The sequence below is a fragment of the Pseudomonas sp. FeS53a genome (genome assembly GCF_000931385.1).
GTDB lineage: Bacteria > Pseudomonadota > Gammaproteobacteria > Pseudomonadales > Pseudomonadaceae > Metapseudomonas > Metapseudomonas otitidis.
The window spans coordinates 69,272-93,637 of record NZ_JYFT01000064.1 but is presented as its reverse complement, the minus strand read 5'-3'; the positions used below and the strand labels follow the sequence as shown (position 1 = coordinate 93,637).

At 68.0% G+C, this 24,366-nt stretch carries 18 protein-coding genes; 14 read left to right on the top strand and 4 right to left on the bottom strand.

The genetic code is table 11. From position 1 onward, the window contains the following. Nucleotides 1–266: 266 nt before the first annotated feature. From speA to SZ55_RS21145, 4 genes are all read right to left on the bottom strand, one after another. The gene (gene speA, locus SZ55_RS21160) at nucleotides 267–2,180 is read right to left on the bottom strand and encodes an arginine decarboxylase (RefSeq protein ID WP_044411180.1); all 1,914 of its coding nucleotides are present in this window, start codon (nucleotides 2,178–2,180) and stop codon (nucleotides 267–269) included. Between the two features lie 131 nt (nucleotides 2,181–2,311). Next, nucleotides 2,312–2,683: a translation initiation factor Sui1 gene (locus SZ55_RS21155; RefSeq protein WP_044411177.1), complete on the bottom strand. Its 372-nt coding sequence runs from the start codon at nucleotides 2,681–2,683 to the stop codon at nucleotides 2,312–2,314. A gap of 636 nt (nucleotides 2,684–3,319) precedes the next feature. Continuing rightward, on the bottom strand, nucleotides 3,320–3,844 hold the full coding sequence (yfcD, locus tag SZ55_RS21150) for an NUDIX hydrolase YfcD (protein WP_044411174.1): 525 nt from the start codon (nucleotides 3,842–3,844) through the stop codon (nucleotides 3,320–3,322). Continuing rightward, a complete protein-coding gene (locus tag SZ55_RS21145) occupies nucleotides 3,844–4,911 on the bottom strand; it encodes a DUF2333 family protein (protein WP_044411171.1) in 1,068 nt (355 codons plus the stop codon). Before SZ55_RS21145 ends, yfcD begins: the two co-directional genes overlap by 1 nt. Nucleotides 4,912–5,216: 305 nt before the next feature. Here SZ55_RS21145 and SZ55_RS21140 point away from each other — a divergent pair, with 305 nt between their 5' ends. From SZ55_RS21140 to SZ55_RS21075, 14 genes are all read left to right on the top strand, one after another. Beyond that, on the top strand, nucleotides 5,217–6,830 hold the full coding sequence (locus tag SZ55_RS21140; protein ID WP_044411168.1) for a diguanylate cyclase: 1,614 nt from the start codon (nucleotides 5,217–5,219) through the stop codon (nucleotides 6,828–6,830). 101 nt (nucleotides 6,831–6,931) lie between these two features. Then, a complete protein-coding gene (locus SZ55_RS21135) occupies nucleotides 6,932–8,896 on the top strand; it encodes a methyl-accepting chemotaxis protein (protein WP_044411165.1) in 1,965 nt (654 codons plus the stop codon). Between the two features lie 178 nt (nucleotides 8,897–9,074). Beyond that, nucleotides 9,075–10,847 carry a protein-disulfide reductase DsbD gene (locus SZ55_RS21130; protein ID WP_044411163.1) on the top strand — a complete coding sequence of 591 codons (1,773 nt, stop codon included), beginning with the start codon at nucleotides 9,075–9,077 and terminating at the stop codon, nucleotides 10,845–10,847. A 115-nt stretch (nucleotides 10,848–10,962) separates the two neighbouring features. Continuing rightward, nucleotides 10,963–11,406: a type II 3-dehydroquinate dehydratase gene (gene aroQ / locus SZ55_RS21125; protein WP_044411161.1), complete on the top strand. Its 444-nt coding sequence runs from the start codon at nucleotides 10,963–10,965 to the stop codon at nucleotides 11,404–11,406. A gap of 25 nt (nucleotides 11,407–11,431) precedes the next feature. Next, nucleotides 11,432–11,902 (top strand): acetyl-CoA carboxylase biotin carboxyl carrier protein, encoded by a 471-nt coding sequence (accB, locus tag SZ55_RS21120; RefSeq protein ID WP_044411158.1) that lies wholly within the window; start codon nucleotides 11,432–11,434, stop codon nucleotides 11,900–11,902. A gap of 17 nt (nucleotides 11,903–11,919) precedes the next feature. Further along, a complete protein-coding gene (gene accC / locus SZ55_RS21115) occupies nucleotides 11,920–13,263 on the top strand; it encodes an acetyl-CoA carboxylase biotin carboxylase subunit (RefSeq protein ID WP_044411155.1) in 1,344 nt (447 codons plus the stop codon). Nucleotides 13,264–13,335: 72 nt separating this feature from the next. After that, nucleotides 13,336–14,199 carry an EI24 domain-containing protein gene (locus tag SZ55_RS21110; protein WP_044411152.1) on the top strand — a complete coding sequence of 288 codons (864 nt, stop codon included), beginning with the start codon at nucleotides 13,336–13,338 and terminating at the stop codon, nucleotides 14,197–14,199. 34 nt (nucleotides 14,200–14,233) lie between these two features. Beyond that, nucleotides 14,234–15,112, top strand: a complete 879-nt coding sequence (gene prmA, locus SZ55_RS21105; RefSeq protein ID WP_044411150.1) for a 50S ribosomal protein L11 methyltransferase — start codon at nucleotides 14,234–14,236, stop codon at nucleotides 15,110–15,112. Nucleotides 15,113–15,195: 83 nt separating this feature from the next. Continuing rightward, nucleotides 15,196–16,617 (top strand): DUF3426 domain-containing protein, encoded by a 1,422-nt coding sequence (locus SZ55_RS21100; RefSeq protein WP_044411148.1) that lies wholly within the window; start codon nucleotides 15,196–15,198, stop codon nucleotides 16,615–16,617. 169 nt (nucleotides 16,618–16,786) lie between these two features. After that, the gene (gene dusB, locus SZ55_RS21095) at nucleotides 16,787–17,782 is read left to right on the top strand and encodes a tRNA dihydrouridine synthase DusB (protein ID WP_044411146.1); all 996 of its coding nucleotides are present in this window, start codon (nucleotides 16,787–16,789) and stop codon (nucleotides 17,780–17,782) included. Beyond that, the gene (gene fis, locus SZ55_RS21090) at nucleotides 17,779–18,099 is read left to right on the top strand and encodes a DNA-binding transcriptional regulator Fis (protein WP_044411145.1); all 321 of its coding nucleotides are present in this window, start codon (nucleotides 17,779–17,781) and stop codon (nucleotides 18,097–18,099) included. Before dusB ends, fis begins: the two co-directional genes overlap by 4 nt. Before the next feature lie 87 nt (nucleotides 18,100–18,186). Further along, nucleotides 18,187–19,794 carry a bifunctional phosphoribosylaminoimidazolecarboxamide formyltransferase/IMP cyclohydrolase gene (gene purH, locus SZ55_RS21085; RefSeq protein WP_044411293.1) on the top strand — a complete coding sequence of 536 codons (1,608 nt, stop codon included), beginning with the start codon at nucleotides 18,187–18,189 and terminating at the stop codon, nucleotides 19,792–19,794. A 219-nt stretch (nucleotides 19,795–20,013) separates the two neighbouring features. Further along, nucleotides 20,014–21,303, top strand: coding sequence for a phosphoribosylamine--glycine ligase (gene purD, locus SZ55_RS21080; RefSeq protein ID WP_044411143.1), 1,290 nt, complete (start codon nucleotides 20,014–20,016; stop codon nucleotides 21,301–21,303). Nucleotides 21,304–21,420: 117 nt separating this feature from the next. Beyond that, nucleotides 21,421–24,210, top strand: coding sequence for a hybrid sensor histidine kinase/response regulator (locus SZ55_RS21075; protein WP_044411140.1), 2,790 nt, complete (start codon nucleotides 21,421–21,423; stop codon nucleotides 24,208–24,210). Nucleotides 24,211–24,366: the final 156 nt, after the last annotated feature.

Below are 24,366 nucleotides of genomic sequence, written 5' to 3'. Positions count from 1 at the left end.
TCGCCGAGCGAACCGCATCCTACGGACTCACACCGTTCCGGCGACGAGACGGTGGGTCGATGAAGCGCGATACGCCCTACGGGGCGCCAAGGGTAGAGGCTCGCGTAGGGGGGATGACGCTCTTTTCATCCACCGACTCATGGCGCATGGGGCCTGGGGATAGCGCCGCTCCCGGGCTGAAGCCCGGGCTACGTTGGCTTCGTCCTGGCTGGCGGCGGAATGAAAAAGCCCCGGCATGGGCCGGGGCTTTTCGGGTTGCGGGGCGATCAGGACGAGAGGTAGGAGGAGCGGGTCAGGCCCAGGCGCAGGGCGTCCACGTAGTGGGTGCGTTCGCGGGGACTGAGCTTGGCGCTGGCCACCTTGTCGCGGTAGAGGGCCATCAGTTCCTCGGGGGACAGGTGCACGTAGCGCAGCATGTCCTCGATGGTGTCGTGGGTCTCGATGCCGGCGTGGTAAACGCTGCCGTCTTCGCGCTGGTAGACGTTCACCGAGTCGGTGTCGCCGAACAGGTTGTGCATGTCGCCGAGGATCTCCTGGTAGGCGCCCACCAGGAACACGCCCAGGAGGTAGTCCTCGCCTTCGCGCACGTCGTGCACCGGCATGCTGGTCTCGATGCTCTGCTCGTCGACGTACTGCTTGATCTTGCCGTCGGAGTCGCAGGTCAGGTCCTGCAGCACGGCGCGGCGCAGGGGCTCTTCGTCGAGGCGCTGCAGCGGGATGATCGGCAGCACCTGGCCGATGGCCCAGGTGTCCGGCAGGCTCTGGAACACGGAGAAGTTGCAGATGTACTTCTCGGCCAGCTTGTCGTTCAGCTCGTCGAGCACCTGACGGTGGGAGCGCTGGCGGGCCTTGAGCTGGTTGTGCAGGCGGCGGCAGATGGCGAAATAGGTCTGCTCGGCCAGGGCCTTCTGCGCCAGGGTCAGCTTGCCTTCGGCGTACTGCGCGGCGGCGTCGCCGATGTAGTGGGTGGCGCGCCAGTAGGTCTCGGTGACCATCTCGGTGTCGGTCGGGCCGAGCAGGTCGAGCAGCCAGCGGACGATCTCGGGCTGCTCCTCGCTGTCATCCACCACCGGTACGGCGTCGTTGTGGCGCTCGACGTCGGTGACCTGCATCACCAGCACGGCGTGGTGCGCGGTCATGGCGCGGCCGCTCTCGGAGAAGATATGCGGGTGCGGCAGGCCCTGGGCGTCGCAGAACTCCTTGAGCATGCCCACCACCACGCCGGCGTAGTCGTCCATGTCGTAGTTGATGGAACTGGCGTTGCGCGAGTGAGTGCCGTCGTAGTCCACGCCCAGGCCGCCGCCGACGTCGATATGGTCCACCGGCAGGCCGAGGCTGCGCAGTTCGGCGTAGTAGCGGATGGCTTCCTTGAAGCCGTGCTGGTAGTCGGCCAGGTTGGCGATCTGCGAGCCCATGTGGAAGTGCAGCAGGCGCACGCCCTGGTCGAGGCCGGCCTTGCGGAAGCGCTCGACCACCGACAGCAGCTGGGCGGCGGAGAGGCCGAACTTGGACTTCTCGCCGCCGGTGTCGGCCCACTTGGAGGAGGCCAGGGACGACAGGCGCACGCGCAGGCCGACCTGGGGCGCGACCTTCAGCTCGGCGGCGGCTTCGATGACGAACTCCACCTCCGATTCCTTCTCGATGACGATGAAGACGTTGTGGCCGAGCTTCTGGCCCATCAGCGCCAGGCGGATGAACTCGCGGTCCTTGTAGCCGTTGCAGACGATGGTGCCGCCCTTGGGAGCGAGCGCCAGCACGGCCATCAGCTCGGGCTTGGAGCCGGCTTCCAGGCCGATGGAGACGTTCTGGGTGGCGATGATGTTCTCCACCACCGCTTCCTGCTGGTTGACCTTGATGGGGTACAGGGCGGTGTAGCGGTTCTGGTACTCCAGCCGCGCGATGTTGGCGTCGAAGGCGCCGGTGAGCTGGCGCACGCGCGACTGGAGGATGCCGGGGAAGCGCACCAGCAGCGGCAGGGACAGGCCCGCCTCGCGCAGGTTGCCGACCAGGTCGTGCAGGTCCACCGGTTCGCTGGACGGGCCGCTGGGACGCACGTCGACGCGCCCGGCCTCGTTGATGGCGAAGAAACCAGCCCCCCAATGGCGGATCCCGTAGACACTGCGGCTGTCCGCTACGGTCCAGCGGCTGCCATCGTCCTTGCGCGTGCGTCGTGCAGACATCGTGTTCCCCCTGTGGGATGAAAAGGGCCGAACCCGCCGGGACGTACCGGGCAGGCGTGGGCAGGTTAAAGCGGTCGTATGACGTTGGAGTGTTGACCGTGGCGATGACGGTCAGTTTAGAAAGCCGTGGCTCAGCCGCCGGATTTCTTGGCCTTGAAGCCGCGCTTGGCGAGCTCGTCGAGCAGCAGGTCCACGTGGTCGCCCTGGATCTCGATCACGCCGTCCTTGAGCGCACCGCCGGTGCCACATCGGCGCTTGAGCGCGCTGGCCAGCTCCTTCAGCTCGTCGCCGGCCAGCGGCACGCCGCTGACGGTGGTGACGGTCTTGCCACCCCGGCCCTTGGTTTCGCGGCGAACGCGCGCGATGCCGTCGCCGGCGGGCACGGCGGCTTGCTTGCAGGTGCAGGCGTCGATGGGCTGGGCGCAGTCCGGGCAGTGCCGGCCGCTGTCGGTGGAGTACACCAGGCCGCCGAGGGCGGCAAAGGACGAAGCTTTCTTGACCACCGGCTTTCCTCGTAGGGGTCAGGATAGCGACTGGTCGGCGGGGGGCCGACCGCGAAGCCCCACTCTGGCAGGGGCAGCGCAGCCCCGGCCGGGAAGCCGGGGTTGAAAGGCGGCGCAATTTAGCAGCATTCGCGGCGAATGCTAAGTGCGAATTTGCGCCATTGATCGTCAGATTGGCGACCCTGTTCGGCATCGTGCACGAAAGGGTCCGGGATATTGCACAAACCCGCGCCGGGCGGGGGTTTCAAGGGGTATTTCGGGCGGTACGGCGCGAAGGGAACCTGTGGCGCCAAGCTGATTATCGAGTTTTGCGGATGTTTTCTGTTTCGCCTTGCCTGGCGAGTTTCTTTTTTCAGTCGCCAAAAAAGAAACCAAAAAGGCTCGCCCCTGCATCCGGGTCCCGCTGCGCGGGACTTCCCTCGCTCCATCGGTGCCCCGGGGGCACGGCGCGACTGGCCATCCATGGCCAGATCGCGCCTCTCGCGGCATCCATGCCGCTCAACCCCCGTTGCACCGACTCCGCTCGGCCTCCTGAAGGGGCGGTTGTCCCCGCCCCACCCTTCCAGCCCCTAATAGCCTGATGTGCGCATCGGCGCCTTGAATGAGGAGGGAGTTGAGCTGCCAGCTACAGCGGGCTTAGAGCGACGCCAGATAAAGACGCAACGCCTTGAGCGAGTCCGGGCAGCAGTTCTCCAGCGCCTGGGCCTCGTCGAGGCTCATGAAGCGCGCTTCCATCACCTCTTCCGGCTGCAGCCGCAGGGGCGCGTCGGACACGGCGGAGAACACCGCGCCCCAGAGCCGGTTGCCCGGCTCGTCGAAGTAGAAGCGCCCATGCTCGCGCAGGGGCACGCCGGCGATGCCGAGCTCTTCCTCCAGCTCACGGGCGGCGGAGAGGGCGTAGTCCTCGCCTTCCTGGACCATGCCGCCGGCGGCGACGTCCCAGTAGCCGGGGTACAGCGCCTTGCTCAGGGTGCGGCGATGCACGCAGAGCTGGCCGGCGCTGTTGAACAGGAGGATGAAGGTGCCACGGGAAACCAGCCCGCGCTCGCGCAGCTCGGCCCGGGGCAGGCCGCCGAGGAGGCGGTCCTGCTCGTCGACCCAGGCCACCCGCTCGGCGTCGGAGGCGGCGCGGTGGGCCGCCTCGCGCGGGTCGAGGGCCATCAGCCCTGCTCCAGCAGCTGGCGCAGGTCGATCACGGCGGCGTTGGCGCGAGAGATGTAGTTGGCCATCACCAGCGAGTGGTTGGCGAGTACGCCGTAGCCGCTGCCGTTGAGCACCATGGGGCTCCACAGGGGCTCCTGGGCGGCCTCCAGCTCGCGGATGATCTGCCGCACGCTGATGGTGGCGTTCTTCTTGGCCAGTACGTCGGCGAAGTCCACTTCGATGGCACGCAGGATGTGGGACAGCGCCCAGGCCTGGCCACGGGCCTCATAGAAGACGTTGTCGATCTGCAGCCAGGGCGTCTCGACGATCTCCTCGCTGACCTTGGGCACCACGCCTTCCTGGCCGTCCTGGGCCTTCACGTCGGTGTTCAGGCGGACCCGGCCGACGCTGGCGGACAGGCGCTGGGACAGCGAGCCCAGGCGGGTGGCGACGTCACCCAGCCAGTTGTTGAGGTTGTCGGCGCGGGTATAGAACTGGGCGCCGGGCTGGCTCGGGTCGGAGAGCCGGGCCAGGTAGCGATCCAGGGAGCGGATGCCTTCCTGGTACTCGGTCTCGGAGGCCGGCAGGGCCCAGCTCTTGTTGTCGAAGTTGAAGCGCGGCTCGGCGCGCGCCAGGTCGACGTCCTCGGTGGACTGCGACTGGGAGCGGGCGAAGTCCTTGCGCAGGGCGCGGGTCAGGTCGCGGACCTGTACCAGTACGCCGTATTCCCAGCTGGGCATGTTGTCCAGCCAGATACCGGGCGGGGCCAGGTCGTTGGAGAGGTAGCCGCCGGGCTTGTCCAATAGGGTCTGGGCCACCTGTTTGAGGGTCTCGACAGTGGTGTAGCCGGTGACCAGCTTGCGCTGGGCGCGCTCGGCCGCCGCCTGGGCATTCTGCTGCACGGGGAACAGCTCGGGTTCCTGGCTCCAGTACCAGCCCACCACCCCCGCTCCCACCAGGTAGACGCCGAGCAGGGCGCCGAGGGCGCGGCTGACCCAGATGCCTCCCAGGTAGCTGCGGACATCGTCCACCGAATCATCGACGCGATCTCGTGCCTGGCCCGCACGCTTCTTCCAGTCCAGCATGGCTATGTCCTTCACTCATCCGTTCGGCAAGTTTCGACAGCGCCCTTGCGCAAGGGTGCCGCCGGCCTCGCACTATAAGTGAAGCGAGCGGCCTTGCCAGCGCCCAATGGCCAAACCAAGAGTGGGCCGGTGACAAGGTGTTGAGACGATGCGCACATTCGCGCTGTGACCCAGTGGCACTCCCGGAGAAAAGGTTGGCGCCAAGGGATCGGCGGTACTGGCACGGCTGCAACGAGGTGCTAGCATAGCGCCACCATCCAGGTCGGATTTCGTCCAGAAAACGACCAGAAGCCCAGAAGCCCGTCATGACCGAACCCGAAGATCCGAGCCGCGATCGCCTGAAGACCTATTTCGCCCAACGGGTGATCCACCAGGCGCGCCATCTTCTGGAGGTCTGGCAGCGGCTGCAGCGCAGCGAGTGGCGGGAGTCCGACCTCACCGAGCTGACCGAGGCCAACACCCTCCTGCAGCGTTATGCCCAGCGCTTCGAACAGCCCGAGCACAGCCAGCTGGCCCAGAGCATCGAAGCCTGCCTGGTGGGCATCCAGGCCAACCGTGGGCGCCTGTCCAGCGAACTGATCACCGAGCTGAGCCAGCTGATGCAGCGCCTGTCGCGCACCGGGCTGCGCCATGGCGACCAGCTCGAACAGACCTTCCTGCCGCCCCTGCGCAAGCCGGTCTACCTGGCCCTGCAGGACGGCGAGCGCGCCGCACGCCTGGCCCAGCAGATGGAGTTCTTCGGCCTCTCGGCGCAGACCTGCAACGACGCCAACGCCTTCCGCGCGGCCATGGCCGAGCGGCACCCGTCGGCCATCGTCATGGAAGTGGATTTCGCCGGCACCGGCATGGGCCTGGAACTGGCGTGGGAAGCGCAGAAGGGCCTGGAGCACAAGCTGCCGGTGCTGTTCTTCAGCCACGACGACACCGACACCCCGACCCGCCTGGCCGCCGTGCGCGCCGGGGGGCAGGAGTTCTACACCGGCACGCTGGACGCCTCCAGCCTGCTGGAACGCATCGAGACCCTGACCCGCACCGCCCACTACGAGCCCTACCGGGTGCTGGTGGTGGACGACTCCCGCGCCCAGGCGATGCACACCGAGATGACCCTGAACAGCGCCGGCATCGTCACCCGCGCCATCACCGAGCCGGTGCAGGCGATGGCAGCCCTGGCGGAGTTCCAGCCGGACCTGATCATCCTCGACATGTACATGCCCGAGTGCCTGGGCACCGAGCTGGCCAAGGTGATCCGCCAGAACGAACGCTACGTCAGTGTGCCGATCATCTACCTGTCGGCCGAGGACGACCTGGACAAGCAGCTCGACGCGATGAGCGAGGGCGGCGACGACTTCCTCACCAAGCCGATCAAGCCGCGCCACCTGATCGCCACCGTGCGCACCCGCGCCAAGCGTGCCCGCAGCCTGAAGGCGCGGATGGTGCGCGACAGCCTCACCGGGCTGTTCAACCACACCCACACCCTGCAGCTGCTGGAGGACGCCCGTTCCCGCGCACGCCGCGATGGCCGGCCGCTGTGCTTCGCGATGCTCGACATCGACCACTTCAAGAAGGTCAACGACACCTACGGCCACCCCATGGGCGACCGGGTGATCAAGAGCCTCGCGCTGTTCCTCAAGCAGCGCCTGCGCAAGAGCGACCACATCGGCCGCTACGGCGGCGAAGAATTCGCCGTGGTGCTGCCGGACACCGACCTGGAAGCCGCCCAGCGGGTGCTGGACGAGATCCGCCAGCGCTTCGCCGAGATCCGCTACCCGGCCCAGCCCCACGACCTGTCCTGCACCTTCAGCTGCGGCATCGCCGAGCTGAGCGATGACATCGACAGCAACACCCTCTCCAAGCGCGCCGACGAGGCGCTCTACCAGGCCAAGCGCAGCGGCCGCAACCGCGTCGAGCTGTTCCGCTGAGCCGTCCCGCAGCGTGACGCAGGTCACGCTGTCATCAAGCTGCAATCGAATCGAAATATCGTCGGGGTCCGCCGTCCTGTTCGTTGTAGGTCGAGGCCCCCATGCGCCTGAAGCAGCTCACCAACCTCAATACCCTTCTTCTCGTCACCGTGTGCCTGGCCCTGGGCGCCACGCTGTGGTGGTCCCAGCGCGCCCTGGAACGCCCCTACCAGGTGATGGAGCTGTACCTGGACCTGGCGCAGCGCGTGCAGCGGGACGTCAGCGACAACATCGAGGCCTACCTCGCCAGCGGCGATGCCCTGCGCCACAGTGCCGCCACCCAGGGCCTGGACGACCTGGACCAGCGCCTGCAGCAGTTGCCGCCGGAGCTGGCCAGCACCCTGCGCGGCGGCATCGACCCGCTGCGCGCCTTTGCGGCCGACCAGTTGCTGGCGGCCGGCAAGCTGGCCGGTGACCCGCAGGGCCTGCTGATCCAGGCCGAGCGCGAGCTGGACGGGGCACTGGAACAACTGGCGCGCTACGCCGACGCCGGCGACCCAGCCCACGCGGCGGACTACCGGGCGCCGCTGCTGGCGGCCTCCCAGCACCTGACGCGCCTGGCCCACGCCCGCGCCAAGCTGGTGGAAAGCGGCCGTGACGAACTGGCGGCCGACGTGGAACGTGAACTGACCGCCCTCGGCCAGGAATCCGCCCGCCTCGATGCCCTGCCCCTGCTGGGCGTGGCCGAGCAGAGCCAGTCCGCCTCCGACGACTTCGCGGCGATGATGGGCCTGGCCGACCAGGGCGAGCAGAAGGCCGCCGAGGACCGTGGCGTCGCCCTCAAGCGCGAGCTGTCCAGCCTGGTTGGCCGCTACCCGGCCGAACTGCAGCGCACCCGCCAGCTGATCGCCAACCGCGCCGAACTGGCCAAGGCCACCCGCGCCCGCCTCGACGACCTGCGCCAGGCCCTGACGGCCCTGGAGCCCCTGGTGCGCGCCGAGCACGGCCGCATCCAGGGCGAGGTGCGGCTGATGCAGGGGCTGATGATCGGCCTGATCCTGCTCATCGCCCTGGCGGTGGACCGCATCCAGCGCAACCTCACCCGGGTGCTCGGGCGCCTGATGCAGGCGCTGTCCCACTGGGCCTCCGGGGACTTCAGCCAGCCCATCCACCTGGATTCACGCATCGACGACCTGCGCGGTATCGAGGGCTCCCTGGCGCGCCTGCGGGCCTACCTGGGCGACCTGGTGGGCACCATCCGCCACCACGCCGAGCAGGTGCTGAGCAGCAGCCACACCCTGGCCGGCCTCAACGGCGGCCTGCACGACGGCGCCGAACGCCAGGCGGTGGGCACCGGGCAGATCCGCGATGCCCTGGGCGAACTGGAGGCCACCATCCAGCAGGTGGCCGGTGACGCGGCCCACGCCGCCGACGCCAGCCACGCGGCCGGCCGTGCGGTGGAACAGGGCCAGCGCATCATCGGCCAGAGCCTGACCGGCATGCGCACGCTGGTGGGCGAGGTGCAGAACAACGCCAGCGCCATCGAGCGACTGGCCCAGGAGTCGGCCACCATCGAGAGCGTGCTGACAGTGATCCGCGGCATCGCCGAGCAGACCAACCTGCTGGCGCTCAACGCGGCCATCGAAGCGGCCCGCGCCGGCGAGCAGGGGCGCGGCTTCGCGGTGGTGGCGGACGAGGTGCGCACCCTGGCGCAACGCACCGCCGGCGCCACCGGGGAGATCCAGGAACTCATCGGCCGCCTGCAGACCGCCGCCCACCAGTCGGTGCAGGGCATGCGCGCCCAGGTGGAGCACGCCGAGGCCACCGCCACCCGTGCCGCTGCGGCAGACGGGGCGCTGGACGAGATCGTCGACGCCATCCGCACCATCGCCAGCACTGCCGGGCAGATCGCCGAGGCCACCGCCAACCAGAGCGGCGCGGTGAGCGAAATCCGTGGCTACAGCGAACAGATCCACCAGCAGGGCGACGACAACCTGCGCCACATCGGCCACAGCCGCGACCAGGCGGAGCAGCTGCTGCAGCTGGGCGGCGAACTGAACCAGGCGGTGCAGGCCTTCCGCGTCTAGCAGGCCATCGAAACCCGCCTGGCCTGCGGCGACGTGTCGCGCCCCGGGCGCAGGCGGCGCGCCCAAGGGGACGGCGCATGACCTTTCGGCGCGATGAGAAAGCCGCTTACAGGATCGGCCTGCCGGGCGCGGACCGGCTCCGTTATCATGCCCGGCACCTTTGCCTGCCGAGTGTCCCATGCGTCGTCTGCTGACCCTCATCCTGCTACTGGCCACCCTGCCCGCCGTCGCCGGGCTGCTGGACGGCCGCCCCAGCGCCACCCTCGGCGCCCCGCTGAACAACAGCCAGGACTTCCTCCCGGTGCGCGAGGCCTTCCGCCTCAGCCTGGTGGAGAGTTCACCCACGGCGATCAAGCTGCGCTTCACCAATGCCGAGGGCTATTACCTCTACAAGCACCGCTTCCAGTTCCGCACCGAGCCGGCCGATGTCGGCCTGGGCGCGGCGCAACTGCCGGCGGGCAAGCACAAGACCGACGACTACTTCGGCGACGTGGAGGTGTACTACGAAGTCCTCGACGTCGACCTGCCGCTGAACAACCCGCAACAGCGCCCCTTCAAGCTGCTGGTGACCTACCAGGGCTGTGCCGACAAGGGCCTGTGCTATCCGCCGGAAACCGAGACGCTGCAGATCGGCGCCGCATCCGCCGCCGCGCCGAACGGTGCGGTGCCGAGCGACGGGCAGGGCTGGAGCTGGCACGAGCTGGCGCTGTTCTTCCTCGCCGGGCTGGGCCTGACCTTCACCCCCTGTGTGCTGCCGATGCTGCCGATCCTCTCCGGCGTGGTGCTGCGCGGGCAGGTGGGCGGCGGCCGGGGCCTGGTGCTGTCGCTGGCCTACGTGCTGCCGATGGCGGCCTGCTTCGCCGTGCTGGGCGCGCTGATGGGCGTGTTCGGCGCCGAGCTGAACCTGCAGGCGCGCCTGCAATCGGCCTGGGTGCTGGTGCCCTTCGCGGCCTTCTTCGCAGTGTTCGCCCTGGCCATGTTCGGCCTGTATGAACTGCGCCTGCCGGGCTTCCTCGCCGGCCCGCTGGACCGCCTGGCCGGCAGCACCCAGGGCGGTTCGATCTGGGGTGCGGCGGCGCTGGGAGTGCTCTCCAGCCTGCTGGTCTCGCCTTGCGTCTCCGCCCCGCTGGCGGGCGCCCTGCTCTATATCAGTGCCAGCGGTGATGCGCTGGGCGGCGGCCTGAAGCTGTTCCTGCTGGGCCTCGGCATGGGCACCCCGCTGGTGCTCTTCGCGGTGGGCGGCGGCGCGCTGCTGCCGCGCTCCGGCCCGTGGATGGTGGCGGTGCGCAATGCCTTCGGCGTGCTGCTGCTGGCGGTGTCGGTGTGGCTGCTGGAGCGCGTGCTGCCGGGCTCGCTGAGCCTGGCCCTGTGGGGCCTGCTGGCTGCCGGGGTGGCGCTGTTCCTCGGCACCCTGGAGTTCGGCCCCAAATCCCCGCGCCAGCGCCTGGCGCAACTCGCCGGGCTGGTGCTGCTGGTCTACGCCGGCGCAACCTGGATCGGTGCGCTCAAGGGCGAGGCCGATCCGCTGCGCCCGCTGGGACGTGCCAGCGTGGCCGGTGCCCCCCAGGCCACGGCAGCCGCCGGTGCCTGGATCACCGTGAAGACGCCGGCCGAGCTTGAGGCCGCCCAGGCCGCCGCCAAGGCCGCCGGGCAACCGCTGCTGCTGGACTGGTACGCGGACTGGTGCATCAGCTGCAAGGTGATCGAGCGCGAGGTGCTCACCGCGCCGGAGGTCACCGCGCAGCTGGGCCGCTACCGCCTGGTGCGCTTCGACATGACCGAGAGCACCGCCGAGCAGCGCGCCCTGCTGGACCGCTACAAGCTGTTCGGCCCGCCGGCCCTGCTGTTCTTCGGGGCGAACGGTGACGAATGGGCCGATCTGCGTGTCGTAGGAGAGATCCACGCCGCCGCGTTCGCCGACCACCTGGCCCGCGCCGGCTCGCGTCAATAAGCGGAACTTCATAAATCTGCCGCAATCTGCGGGCATCGTGTCGACTACTGGCGACACAGGGACAGTCACGACTATCCTTCACGGTCCCGCCTGGCCCCAATAAGGAAGACAGCCCATGGCCACCTTGCTCGTCCTGCACGGTCCCAACCTCAACCTGCTGGGGACCCGCGAGCCCGACAAGTACGGCGCCACCACCCTGGCCGAGATCAACCAGGACCTGGAGCGCCGCGCCCGCGAAGCCGGGCACCACCTGATGCACCTGCAGAGCAACGCCGAGTACGAACTGATCGAGCGGATCCACGCTGCGCGCAACGAAGGCGTGGACTTCATCCTGATCAATCCGGCCGCTTTCACGCATACAAGTGTCGCGCTACGTGACGCGATGCTCGCAGTGAGCATCCCATTCATCGAAGTGCACCTGTCCAACGTGCACAAACGAGAACCTTTCCGCCATCACTCCTACTTCTCCGACGTAGCCGTGGGAGTGATCTGCGGTCTGGGCGCCACCGGCTACCGCCTGGCCCTGGACGCGGCACTGGAACACCTTGAACGCCCCTGACCTCACCCTTGGGAGTTGATGATTAATGGATATCCGTAAAGTCAAGAAACTGATCGAACTGCTGGAAGAGTCCGGGATCGACGAGCTGGAGATCCGCGAGGGCGAAGAGTCCGTGCGCATCAGCCGTCACAGCAACAAGGCCATGGCCGCCCAGCCGGTCTACGCCGCTGCCCCGGCTCCGGTCGCCGCGCCCGTTGCCGCCGCACCGGCTGCTGCCCCGGCTCCGGCAGCCGACGCTGCCCCGGCTGCTGCGAAGCTGAACGGCCACGTGGTCCGCTCGCCGATGGTCGGCACCTTCTACCGCGCCGCCTCCCCCACCTCGGCCAACTTCGCCGAAGTCGGCCAGACCGTTAAGAAAGGCGACATCCTCTGCATCGTCGAAGCGATGAAGATGATGAACCACATCGAAGCCGAAGCCAGTGGCGTGATCGAATCCATCCTCGTGGAAAACGGTCAGCCGGTTGAGTACGACCAGCCGCTGTTCACCATCGTCTGAACCGCGGAGAGCCTGTGATGCTGGAAAAAGTCCTGATCGCCAACCGTGGCGAGATCGCCCTGCGCATCCTGCGCGCCTGCAAGGAGCTGGGCATCAAGACGGTAGCGGTGCACTCCACGGCCGACCGCGAGCTGATGCACCTGTCCCTGGCTGACGAGACCGTCTGCATCGGCCCGGCACCCGCCGCCCAGTCCTACCTGAACATCCCGGCCATCATCAGTGCCGCCGAAGTGACCGGCGCCACCGCGATCCACCCGGGCTACGGCTTCCTCGCCGAGAACGCCGACTTCGCCGAGCAGGTGGAGAACTCCGGCTTCGCCTTCATCGGCCCGAAAGCCGACACCATCCGCCTGATGGGCGACAAGGTGTCCGCCAAGGACGCCATGAAGAAGGCCGGCGTACCGACCGTTCCGGGCTCCGACGGCCCGCTGCCGGAAGACGAAGCGACCGCCCTGGCGATCGCCGAGGACGTCGGCTACCCGGTGATCATCAAGGCCGCCGGCGGCGGCGGTGGTCGCGGCATGCGCGTGGTGCACAGCGCCGACGAGCTGATCAAGTCGGCCAAGCTGACCCGCACCGAAGCCGGTGCCGCGTTCGGCAACTCCATGGTCTACCTGGAGAAGTTCCTCACCAACCCGCGCCACGTGGAAGTGCAGGTTCTCTCCGACGGCCAGGGCAACGCCATCCACCTGGGTGACCGCGACTGCTCCCTGCAGCGCCGCCACCAGAAGGTGCTGGAAGAAGCCCCCGCCCCCGGCATCGACGAGAAGGCCCGCGCCGAAGTGCTGGCACGCTGCGTCCAGGCCTGCATCGAGATCGGCTACCGCGGTGCCGGCACCTTCGAGTTCCTCTACGAGAACGGCCGCTTCTACTTCATCGAGATGAACACCCGCGTCCAGGTGGAGCACCCGGTCACCGAGATGGTCACCGGCGTCGACATCGTCAAGGAGATGCTCAGCATCGCCGCAGGCAACAAGCTCTCGATCAAGCAGGAAGACGTGGTCATCCGTGGCCATGCCCTGGAGTGCCGCATCAACGCCGAAGACCCGGACAACTTCATGCCCTCCCCGGGCAAGGTGAAGTACTTCCACGCCCCGGGCGGCAACGGCGTGCGCGTCGATTCGCACCTGTACAGCGGCTACTCCGTACCGCCGAACTACGACTCGCTGATCGGCAAGCTGATCACCTACGGCAAGGACCGCGACGAGGCCATGGCGCGCATGCGCAATGCCCTCGACGAGATCGTGGTGGACGGGATCAAGACCAACGTCCCGCTGCACCGCGACCTCACCCGCGACAAGGGTTTCTGCAAAGGGGGCGTGAACATTCACTACCTCGAGCACAAACTGGGCAAGAAGTAAGCCTGGTGAACCCCGAAGGGCCGCATAATGCGGCCCTTCTTCATTTCCGCCACGCAAAGGAATGCCCCGCCCGTGAAAGCAAGATTCAAGTCCATCGGCCGGGCCTTTCTGGAAGCTTTCATCTGCCTGGGGCTGGCCCTGCGCTCCAGCCTGCGGCCGGGCATCCTCATCGGCTCGTCGGGCCTCTGCCTGCTGATGACCAGTTTCTGGGGCTGGCTGTTCTATACCCACTTCGAGTTCATCGCCAAGGCCGCCGGGCTGATCGCCTCCTTCGTGATCATGGGCGCTGCCGCCCTCGGGTTGCTCCCGAGCGTCAGCGGCGGCCCGGCGACTATCAGCGCCATGGCCAACATCGCCCCAGCCCTGGCCTTGATGGCGGTGTACGCCGCGCTGTTGGCAGTGGCTATCGTGGTCGTGCTCTACGCTGGCGCCGTGGTACTCAGCATCCGCCTCAGCCTGCGCTGGGTGCTGATGGGGCGCCTGAAGACCCGTACCCGCAGTCACTACCCCAGCCTGCTCCAGCGCCAACCCGCCACCACCGACCTGCTGCGCGCCGGCCGCTACCACCTCGGCCCCTGGCTGGGCCTCGGCATCGGCATCGGAATCGGCCCGCTACTCTGCCTGCTGATCCCCGTGGTCAACGGCATCCTGATGCTGATGCTGCTGGCTTACCTGAACGTGCGCTTCCTGGTGCCCGCCGCCCTCGCCGGACTGGCCAGTGGCGCCGAACAGATGCGCGTGGTGCGGGCCCAGCGCGGCGCACTCATCGCCTTCGGCCTGCTGATCCTGATGCTGGCGGTGGTTCCAGTGCTCAATCTGCTGCTCCCGGCCCTGCTCGGCAGCGGCGTCTGCCACCTCGCCTACCGCGGCCTCGACCGCCTGGACGCCGCGGCTGGCATGGCACCCGAGCCTCAAGTAAGCTTGCCCGCCCCGTAAGAGCCCCTTCTCCACGCCGCATCGAGGTTTCGCCATGCCCTGGTTACAAGTCCGTCTCGCCATCACCCCGGATCAGGCGGAAACCTATGAAGACGCCCTGCTGGAAGTCGGCGCCGTCTCGGTGACCTTCATGGACGCCGAAGACCAGCCGATCTTCGAGCCCGACCTCGGCACCACCCCGCTCTGGTCCCACACCCACCTGCTGGCCCTGTTCGAGGCCGACACCGACGAGACGGCACTGGTGGCGCACCTCGAACTGCTCACCGGCGGCGCCCTGCCGCAGCACCAGATCGAGCGCATCGAAGACCAGGACTGGGAACGCAGCTGGATGGACAACTTCCAGCCCATGCGCTTCGGCCGCCGCCTGTGGATCGTCCCGAGCTGGCACGACGCCCCCGAGCCGGATGCGGTGAACCTGCTGCTGGACCCGGGCCTGGCCTTCGGCACCGGCACCCACCCGACCACCGCGCTGTGCCTGGAATGGCTGGACGGCCAGGAACTGGGCGGCTGCGACCTGATCGACTTCGGCTGCGGCTCCGGCATCCTCGCCATCGCCGGCCTGCTGCTGGGCGCGCGCCAGGCGGTGGGCACCGACATCGACCCGCAAGCCCTGGAGGCCTCCCGCGACAACGCCTCGCGCAACGGCATCGACCCGGCCCTGTTCCCCGTCTACCTGCCCGCCGACATGCCGCAACAGCCGGCCGACGTGGTAGTGGCCAACATCCTCGCCGGCCCGCTGGTGTCCCTGGCGCCGCAGATCACCGCGCTGGTCAAGGCCGGCGGCCGCCTGGCGCTGTCGGGCATCCTCGCCGAGCAGGCCGAGGAGGTCCGCGCGGCCTATGCCGACGCCTTCGAGCTGGACCCGACCGCCGAGAAGGACGGCTGGGTGCGCATCAGCGGCGTTCGTCGCTGAGGCCCGCAAAGGATGCACAGCAGGAATGCGCCAGCGACGTGGCGAGTTGGTAGACTAGCGCGTCGTTTTGCCCGGACCGCCGCATGACCGATAGCTTCGTCACCCAGTGCCCCCATTGCCAGACCAGCTTCCGCGTGACCCGCGCCCAGCTGGCGGCGGCCCATGGCGCGGTGCGCTGCGGCGCGTGCCTGCACGTGTTCAACGCGGCCAAGCAACTGCTGGGGAGCCTGGCGGCGAAAGAGGCCTCGGCCCCGACGACGACCGCCCCGGCTGCAACCACGCCCCCCGCTCGCCCGGCCGCCCCGAGCCCGACGCCACCCGCACCCCGGGCTCCGGCTCCGGCTCCGGCTCCGGCTCCGGCTCCGGCTCCGGCTCCGGCTCCGAGCGTGCCCAGCGTCGCCACCGTGCTCAAGCCGCAGGCTGCCGCAACGCCGGCCCCCAGCGGCAAGAGCGGCGACAAGAACACCCTGTGGATCCATGACGACCTGGACCTGGACAGCCTCGACCTCGACGAGGAACTGGCCAAGCTGGAGCAGGAAGAACTCAAGCTCTCCCGCGAATTCATGGCCCTGCAGGCCGCCCCCAAGCCGGGCGAGCAGTTGCTGGGCCAGCGTGACGACCCCGAACAACGCTACGACGAAGGCTGGGCCGAGGCCCTGCTGCACGCCGAGCAACGCCCCACCGCCTCCGCCCCCCAGGCACCCGTGCCGCCGCGCCCGGCCGAGCCGGAGCGCCGCGAGCCCGCGCTGAACCTGGCCGCCGTCGAGGAAGAGGACGATCCGCTGCCGAGCATCGGCTCGGCCCGCGACGACGAGCCCGATGACGAACCGGATCTCCCCGCCCCCGGCCGCAGCGCCGCGCAGGAACGGGACGAGGACGACACAGACGAACCGCTGGACGACGCGCCGACCGAGCCCGTCGTGACCCGCAGCCCGCCGCGCAACGAACCGAGCCTGCGCGACAAGGGCCTGCTGGACCTGGACGACGAGCCCCTGCAACTGGAATGGCAAGCCCCGCGCAAACCCTGGGGCCGCTGGATCGGCTGGGGCCTGCTGAACCTGATCGGCGGCCTCGCCCTGGGCTTCCAGTACGTCTGGTACCACTTCGACGAACTGGCCCGCACCGACCAGTACCGCCCCTGGTTCGAGCAACTCTGCCCCGAGATCGGCTGCCGCCTGCCTTCCAAGGTCGACGTCAACCTGATCAAGAGCAGCAACCTGGTGGTGCGCAGCCACCCGGACTTCACCGGCGCCCTGGTGGTGGATGCGATCATCTACAACCGCGCGGCCTTCTCCCAGCCCTTCCCGCTGCTGGAACTGCGCTTCGCCGACATCAACGGGCAACTGCTCGCCAACCGTCGCTTCAAGCCCGGCGAATACCTCGGCGGGGAGCTGGCCGGGCAGACGGAAATGCCGCCGCAGACGCCGATCCACATCTCGCTGGACATCCTTGACCCCGGCACCAAGGCGGTCAATTACAGCCTGAGCTTCCACTCCCCGGAATAGCCTGACAGGCCCGCCGGACGCCGCTCCGGGGCCTTGCCAGAACCCCTGGCGATAAGCTCGGCACTGTTCAGAATTTGTTCAAAACAACCTTTATCCGGTCATCGAGAGCGGGTATGATGCCCACCCTTTTTCGTAGACCAAGATCCGGCCCCACAGGCAGGGAAGACCCATGTCGGCGGTACGCATCGGCCCGTATGCCCTACCCAACCAGGTGATACTCGCCCCCATGGCGGGCGTGACCGACCGTCCGTTTCGTCTGCTTTGCCGTCGCCTGGGTGCCGGCTTGGTAGTCTCCGAGATGGTCACCAGCGACGTGCGCCTGTGGAACAGCCGCAAGTCGCGGTTGCGCCTGCTTCATGAAGGCGACCCGGAGCCCCGTTCGGTGCAGATCGCCGGCGGCGACCCGGAGATGCTGGCCGAGGCGGCCAGGGCCAATGTGGCGCTCGGAGCCCAGATCATCGACATCAACATGGGCTGTCCGGCGAAGAAGGTCTGCAACAAGGCGGCCGGTTCCGCGCTGATGAAGGATGAGGCCCTGGTGGCACGCATCCTCGACGCCGTGGTGAAGGCCGTCGATGTCCCGGTCACGCTGAAGATCCGCACCGGCTGGGACCGCGACAACAAGAACGGCATCGCCGTGGCGAGGATCGCCGAAGAGTCGGGTATCCAGGCGCTGGCCGTTCACGGTCGCACCCGGGCCGACCTGTACACCGGCGAAGCCGAGTACGACACCATCGCCGCGATCAAGCAGTCGGTGTCGATCCCGGTCTTTGCCAACGGCGACATCGACTCGCCACAGAAAGCCAGACAGGTCCTCGACGCCACCGGTGCCGATGCCCTGCTGATCGGTCGAGCGGCCCAGGGGCGACCCTGGATCTTCCGCGAGATCACGCATTACCTGGCCACCGGCGAACTGCTGGCGGTGCCGGGGCTTGAAGAGGTGGAACAGATCCTGCTGGAGCACCTGGCCGCACTGCACGCCTTCTACGGCGAAGTGATGGGCGTACGCATCGCCCGCAAGCATGTCGGCTGGTATCTCGCAACCCTGCCGGGCGCCAGGGAGTTTCGCGCCCAGTTCAATCGTTTGGAGTCCACGGACGCGCAGTGCGCCAGCGTTCGGCAATTTTTCGCCGAGCGTCACAACGAAGGGGATAAGGCCGCATGACGACGATGACCGAGAATTTTTTTGATGGGGCAACACCCGTGAGCGACAACGCCAACCTGAAACAGCACCTGACCACACCGACCGCCGAGGGCCAGACCCTGCGCGGCAGCGTCGAGAAGGCACTGCACAACTACTTCGCCCACCTGGAGGGCGCGACGGTCACGGACGTCTACAACCTGGTGCTCTCCGAAGTGGAGGCCCCGCTGCTGGAAACCGTGATGAACTACGTCAAGGGCAACCAGACCAAAGCCTCCGAGATGCTCGGCCTCAACCGGGGCACGCTGCGCAAGAAGCTCAAGCAGTACGACCTCCTGTAAGCACGTATTCGATAAAGAAAGGGCGGCCCCCGAGAACATCAAAGGCCGCCCTTTTTTACTGATTCCCCTGCTCCGATGGACATCGACATGACCGACCAGACCACCCGCCTCCCCGTTCGCCGCGCCCTGATCAGCGTTTCCGACAAGACCGGCATCCTCGAGTTCGCCCGTGAACTGGCTGCCCTGGGCGTGGAGATCCTCTCCACCGGCGGCACCTACAAGCTGCTCAAGGACAACGGCGTCGCCGCCGTGGAAGTCGCCGACTACACCGGCTTCCCGGAAATGATGGACGGCCGCGTGAAGACCCTGCACCCGAAGATCCACGGCGGCATCCTCGGTCGCCGCAACCTGGACGGCGCGGTCATGGAGCAGCACGGCATCAAGCCGATCGACCTGGTGGCGGTCAACCTCTACCCCTTCGAGGCCACCGTCGCCAAGGCTGACTGCGACCTGCCCACCGCCATCGAGAACATCGACATCGGCGGCCCGACCATGGTCCGCAGCGCCGCGAAGAACCACAAGGACGTCGCCATCGTGGTCAACGCCAGCGACTACGCCGGCATCGTCGAATCCCTCAAGGCCGGCGGCCTGACCTACGCCCAGCGCTTCGACCTGGCCCTCAAGGCCTTCGAGCACACCAGCGCCTACGACGGCATGATCGCCAACTACCTGGGCACCATCGACCAGGCCCGCGACACCCTGTCCACCGAAGACCGCAGCGCCTTCCCGCGCACCTTCAACAGCCAGTTCGTCAAGGCCCAGGAAATGCGCTACGGCGAGAACCCGCACCAGAGCGCGGCGTTCTACGTCGAGGCGAAGAAGGGCGAAGCCAGCGTCTCCACCGCCGTCCAGCTGCAGGGCAAGGAACTGTCGTTCAACAACGTCGCCGACACCGACGCCGCCCTGGAATGCGTGAAGAGTTTCGTCAAGCCGGCCTGCGTCATCGTCAAGCACGCCAACCCCTGCGGCGTCGCCGTGGTCCCGGAAGACGAAGGCGGCATCCGCAAGGCCTACGACCTGGCCTACGCCACCGACACCGAATCCGCCTTCGGCGGCATCATCGCCTTCAACCGCGAGCTGGACGGCGAGACCGCCAAGGCCATCGTCGAGCGCCAGTTCGTCGAAGTGATCATCGCCCCGAAAATCTCCGCCGCCGCCCGTGAAGTGGTGGCTGCCAAGGCCAACGTACGCCTGCTGGAATGCGGCGAGTGGCCGGCCGAGCGCGCCCCGGGCTGGGACTTCAAGCGCGTCAACGGCGGCCTGCTGGTGCAGAGCCGTGACATCGGCATGATCAAGGCGGAAGACCTGAAGATCGTCACCCAGCGCGCCCCGAGCGAGCAGGAGATCCACGACCTGATCTTCGCCTGGAAAGTGGCCAAGTTCGTCAAATCCAACGCCATCGTCTACGCCAAGAACCGCCAGACCGTCGGCGTCGGCGCCGGCCAGATGAGCCGCGTCAACTCCGCCCGCATCGCCGCCATCAAGGCCGAGCATGCCGGCCTCGAGGTCAAGGGCGCGGTCATGGCCTCCGACGCCTTCTTCCCCTTCCGCGACGGCATCGACAACGCCGCCAAGGCCGGCATCACCGCCGTGATCCAGCCGGGTGGCTCCATGCGTGACAACGAAGTCATCGCCGCCGCCGACGAGGCCGGCATTGCGATGGTGTTTACCGGCATGCGCCACTTCAGACACTGAGTGACAGGGACGCACTGAAGCAGGCATCTGCTGCGTTGTCCGGCCCCTCCCCAATGCTTATTGCCAGAAGGCAACTCCGCTTGGTGAGGGCCCGGACGCCTTGCATCTACCCGCTCCATCGCGTCCCCGAAGGTCTGCAGGAATAAGCTTTTGTAGGGTGGATGACGCTTTTCTCATCCACCATCGGGGCCCCCGGCCCGCCTCCTCGAGGAAAACGCAATGAATGTACTGATCATCGGCAGCGGCGGTCGTGAACACGCCCTGGCCTGGAAAGTGGCCCAGGACCCGCGCGTCGCCAAGGTCTTCGTCGCCCCGGGCAACGCCGGCACCGCCACCGAAGCCAAGTGCGAGAACGTCGCCATCGACGTGCTGGCCATCGAGCAACTGGCCGACTTCGCCGCTGCCAACGTGCAGCTGACCATCGTCGGCCCCGAGGCCCCGCTGGTGAAAGGCGTGGTCGACCTGTTCCGCGCCCGTGGCCTGGCCATCTTCGGCCCCACCGCTGGCGCCGCCCAGCTGGAAGGCTCCAAGGCCTTCACCAAGGATTTCCTCGCCCGCCACAAGATCCCCACCGCCGACTACCAGAACTTCACCGAAGTCGAGCCGGCGCTGGCCTACCTGCGCGAGAAGGGTGCCCCCATCGTGGTCAAGGCCGACGGCCTGGCCGCCGGCAAGGGCGTGATCGTCGCCATGACCCTGGCCGAAGCCGAGGAGGCCGTGCGTGACATGCTCTCCGGCAACGCCTTCGGCGACGCCGGTGCCCGCGTGGTGATCGAAGAGTTCCTCGACGGCGAGGAAGCCAGCTTCATCGTCATGGTCGACGGCCAGAACGTGCTGCCCATGGCCACCAGCCAGGACCACAAGCGCGTCGGCGACGCCGACACCGGCCCCAACACCGGCGGCATGGGTGCCTACTCCCCCGCCCCGGTGGTCACCCCCTCCGTGCACCAGCGCGTGATGGACGAGGTGATCTACCCCACCGTTCGCGGCATGGCCGAGGAAGGCAACGTCTACACCGGCTTCCTCTACGCCGGCCTGATGATCGACAAGAACGGCGCGCCCAAGGTCATCGAGTTCAACTGCCGCTTCGGCGACCCGGAAACCCAGCCCATCATGGTGCGCCTGGAAAGCTCCCTGGTCCTGCTGGTCGAGGCCGCCCTGGCCAAGGCCCTGGACAAGGTGGAAGCCACCTGGGACCCGCGCCCCACCGTGGGCGTGGTCCTCGCCGCCGGCGGCTACCCGGGCGACTACGCCAAGGGTGACGTCATCGAAGGCCTGGCCGACGCCGCCGCCCTCGACGGCAAGGTGTTCCACGCCGGCACCGCCCTCAAGGACGGCCAGGTGGTCACCGCCGGCGGCCGCGTGCTCTGCGCCACCGCCATCGGCGCCAGCGTGTCCGACGCCCAGCAGCAGGCCTACCGCCTGGCTGAGAAGATCCGCTGGAACGGCTGCTTCTACCGCAAGGACATCGGCTACCGCGCCATCGCCCGCGAACGCGGCGAAGGCTGAAGGTAGGTAAAGTTCCGGTAAAACCTCGCAAAGGCGGCCCAAGTGGCAGCCTTTGTCATATTCCGCCGGCTGGGCCTTGGCTATAATCCGGCCACTCATTCATGAAGGGACCTCGCCGTGCGCCGGCTCAGGAATGCCATAGGACTTTGCGTCAGCCTGCTGCTGACCCTGCTGTGCCTGCATCCCCTGCATGCCGCAGAGGCGCCGCGCTGGAGCGCCCTGCTCGACCCCGCCGCCAGCCTCCAGCTGGACGACGTCCGCGCCCAGCAATCCATCGCCCAGTTCACCCCCGTCGACCTCGACCGCCTCTACACCCCCGGCGGCGAGAGCGCTCTCTGGCTGCACTACCCGCTGCCGGCCGGCCAGCACGAACGGCTGCTGAGGGTCTTCGCCCCCTACCTCTCCTACCTCGACCTGTACGTGGTGCAGGACGGCGAGGTGATCGACCACATCCGCACCGGCAGCCGCCTGCCCTACGCCGAGCGACCGCTGCCCAGCCGTGACTTCCTGCTGCCGCTGCCCCAGCGCAGCGAACCCCTGGAGCTCTACCTGCGGCTCTCCTCCGAGCACGCCCTGCGCCCCACCATCAGCCTGCAGAGCGCCGCGCTGATGGCCGCCGACGACAGCCGCCCGCTGCTCTTCGGCCTGCTGCTGGGCAGCCTGGTGATGCTGGTGCTGCACAACGTCCTGCGCTTCGCCTACGCCCGCGCCGCCTGCAGCCTGTGGCTGGCCGCCACCCAGCTGTGCATCATCGCCACCGCCCTGGCCCTGCTGGGCATCAGCAGCCCCTGGCTGGACTTCTGGCCCGGCGCCCAGTCGCAGCTGGCCAACCTCTCCATGCTGGCCGCCATGGTCTGCGCCCTGGCCTTCGCCGGCAGCTTCTTCCGCCGCGTCTGCCCCGATACCCCGCTCAACGGCCTGTTGATCAGCGAAGCCGTGGTGATCGCCATCACCGGCCTGCTCCTGCTGGTGGCCACCGACCTGCAGTTCAACCAGCTGGTCTACGGCATGGGCGCCGTCACCGGGCTCAGCATCTTCGGCGTGGCGGTGCATCACTGGCGGTCCGGCTACCGCCCGGCGCGCCTGTTCACCCTGGCGCTGCTGGTGTTCTGCGTGGCGTTCCTCGGCTCGCTGCCGGCGCTGTTCGGCTACTGGGCCGTGCGGTCGGAGTGGCTGGCCTTCGGCCTGCTCAGCGTCACCAGCGTCAGCGGCGTGCTGATGAGCATGGCCATGAGCGAGCGCCAGCGGCGCATCCTCCTCGACGACTTCGTGGTCAGCCGCGAACTGGCCGCCAGCTCCGCCGAACTCAAGGCCAAGGGCGAGTTCCTGGCCAAGATCAGCCATGAGATCCGCACCCCCATGAACGGCGTGCTGGGCATGACCGAGCTGCTGCTGGGCACCCCGCTGTCGGCCAAGCAGCGCGACTACGTGCAGACCATCCACAGCTCCGGCAACGAGCTGCTCACCCTGATCAACGAGATCCTCGACATCTCCAAGCTGGAGTCCGGGCAGATCGAACTGGACGACGTGCAGTTCGACCTCAACGCCCTGATCGACGACTGCCTGGACATCTTCCGCGCCAAGGCCGAACAGCAGAAGGTCGAGCTCATCAGCTTCATGCAGCCCCAGGTGCCGCGCGTGGTGGGCGGCGACCCGACGCGCCTGCGCCAGGTGCTGCTGAGCCTGCTGGACAACGCCTTCAAGCAGACCGACGAAGGCGAAATCCTGCTGGTGGTGGCCCTGGACACCAGCGGCGCCGAACCGCGCCTGCGCATCGCCGTGCAGGACAGCGGCCGCCCCCTGGAAGCCGGTGAGCGCGACGCCCTGCTCAACGCCGAGCTGCACAGCAAGGACTTCCTCTCCGCCACCAAGCTCGGCGGCCGCCTCGGCCTGATCATCGCCCGCCAGCTGGTGCGCCTGATGCACGGCGACTTCGGCATCCAGAGCGGCGGCAACCAGGGCAGCACCCTGTGGCTGACCCTGCCCCTGGACGCCCAGCGCCTGGAGCAGCCCGCCTCCGACCTCGACGGCCCGCTGCAGGGCGCACGGCTGCTGGTGGTGGACGACAACGACACCTGCCGCAAGGTGCTCGTGCAGCAATGCAGCGCCTGGGGCCTGCAGGTCAGCGCCGTGCCGTCCGGCAAGGAAGCCCTGGCCCTGCTGCGCACCAAGGCCCACCTGCGCGAATACTTCGACGTGGTGCTGCTGGACCAGGACATGCCCGGCATGACCGGCATGCAGCTGGCCGCCAAGATCAAGGAAGACCCGAGCCTCAACCACGACATCCTGATCATCATGCTCACCGGCATCAGCAACGCGCCGAGCAAGATCATCGCCCGCAACGCCGGCATCAAGCGCATCCTCGCCAAGCCGGTGGCCGGCTACACCCTCAAGACCACCCTGGCCGACGAACTGGTCCAGCGCGCCGCCGGCGGCGCCGCCACCCTCCCCGGCTCCCAGGTCAGCTCGCCGCTCAACGTCCCCGGCGACTTCCGCATCCTCGTCGCCGAGGACAACAGCATCTCCACCAAGGTCATCCGCGGCATGCTGAGCAAGCTCAACCTGCAGCCGGACACCGCCAGCAATGGCGAGGAAGCCCTCAGCGCCATGAAGGAGCGCCAGTACGACCTGGTGCTGATGGACTGCGAGATGCCGGTGCTCGACGGCTTCTCCGCCACCGAAATGCTCCGTGACTGGGAGCGCGACGCACAGCGCCCGCGCACCCCGGTGGTCGCCCTCACCGCGCACATCCTCAACGAGCACAAGGAGCGCGCGCGCCAGGCCGGCATGGACGGCCACATGGCCAAGCCGGTGGAGCTGTCCCAGCTGCGCGAACTCATCGAGCACTGGGCCGCCGAGAAGGAACTGCGCCGCCTGCGCGAACCGGGCAGTGCCCTGCATTCCTGAGGCTCCCGTAGCCCGGGCTTCAGCCCGGGATTCCGATCACGCATGAATTCGCCCGCCCGCACGAACATGACCACTGCGCAGGGTGGATGACGCTCTTTTCATCCACCAACGGGGTGTTGATCGGCTCCACCGCCAGGTGCTTCGCGTGTCCTTGAG

What these genes read in the sequence shown, in the direction of transcription:
- aroQ (WP_044411161.1), top strand. Translation starts at nt 10,963, where the DNA reads ATGGCCACCTTGCTCGTCCTGCACGGTCCCAACCTCAACCTGCTGGGG.
- purD (WP_044411143.1), top strand. Translation starts at nt 20,014, where the DNA reads ATGAATGTACTGATCATCGGCAGCGGCGGTCGTGAACACGCCCTGGCC.
- SZ55_RS21145 (WP_044411171.1), bottom strand. Translation starts at nt 4,911, where the DNA reads ATGCTGGACTGGAAGAAGCGTGCGGGCCAGGCACGAGATCGCGTCGAT.
- accC (WP_044411155.1), top strand. Translation starts at nt 11,920, where the DNA reads ATGCTGGAAAAAGTCCTGATCGCCAACCGTGGCGAGATCGCCCTGCGC.
- accB (WP_044411158.1), top strand. Translation starts at nt 11,432, where the DNA reads ATGGATATCCGTAAAGTCAAGAAACTGATCGAACTGCTGGAAGAGTCC.
- SZ55_RS21100 (WP_044411148.1), top strand. Translation starts at nt 15,196, where the DNA reads ATGACCGATAGCTTCGTCACCCAGTGCCCCCATTGCCAGACCAGCTTC.
- SZ55_RS21140 (WP_044411168.1), top strand. Translation starts at nt 5,217, where the DNA reads ATGACCGAACCCGAAGATCCGAGCCGCGATCGCCTGAAGACCTATTTC.
- prmA (WP_044411150.1), top strand. Translation starts at nt 14,234, where the DNA reads ATGCCCTGGTTACAAGTCCGTCTCGCCATCACCCCGGATCAGGCGGAA.
- SZ55_RS21135 (WP_044411165.1), top strand. Translation starts at nt 6,932, where the DNA reads ATGCGCCTGAAGCAGCTCACCAACCTCAATACCCTTCTTCTCGTCACC.
- SZ55_RS21130 (WP_044411163.1), top strand. Translation starts at nt 9,075, where the DNA reads ATGCGTCGTCTGCTGACCCTCATCCTGCTACTGGCCACCCTGCCCGCC.
- purH (WP_044411293.1), top strand. Translation starts at nt 18,187, where the DNA reads ATGACCGACCAGACCACCCGCCTCCCCGTTCGCCGCGCCCTGATCAGC.
- speA (WP_044411180.1), bottom strand. Translation starts at nt 2,180, where the DNA reads ATGTCTGCACGACGCACGCGCAAGGACGATGGCAGCCGCTGGACCGTA.
- fis (WP_044411145.1), top strand. Translation starts at nt 17,779, where the DNA reads ATGACGACGATGACCGAGAATTTTTTTGATGGGGCAACACCCGTGAGC.
- yfcD (WP_044411174.1), bottom strand. Translation starts at nt 3,844, where the DNA reads ATGGCCCTCGACCCGCGCGAGGCGGCCCACCGCGCCGCCTCCGACGCC.
- dusB (WP_044411146.1), top strand. Translation starts at nt 16,787, where the DNA reads ATGTCGGCGGTACGCATCGGCCCGTATGCCCTACCCAACCAGGTGATA.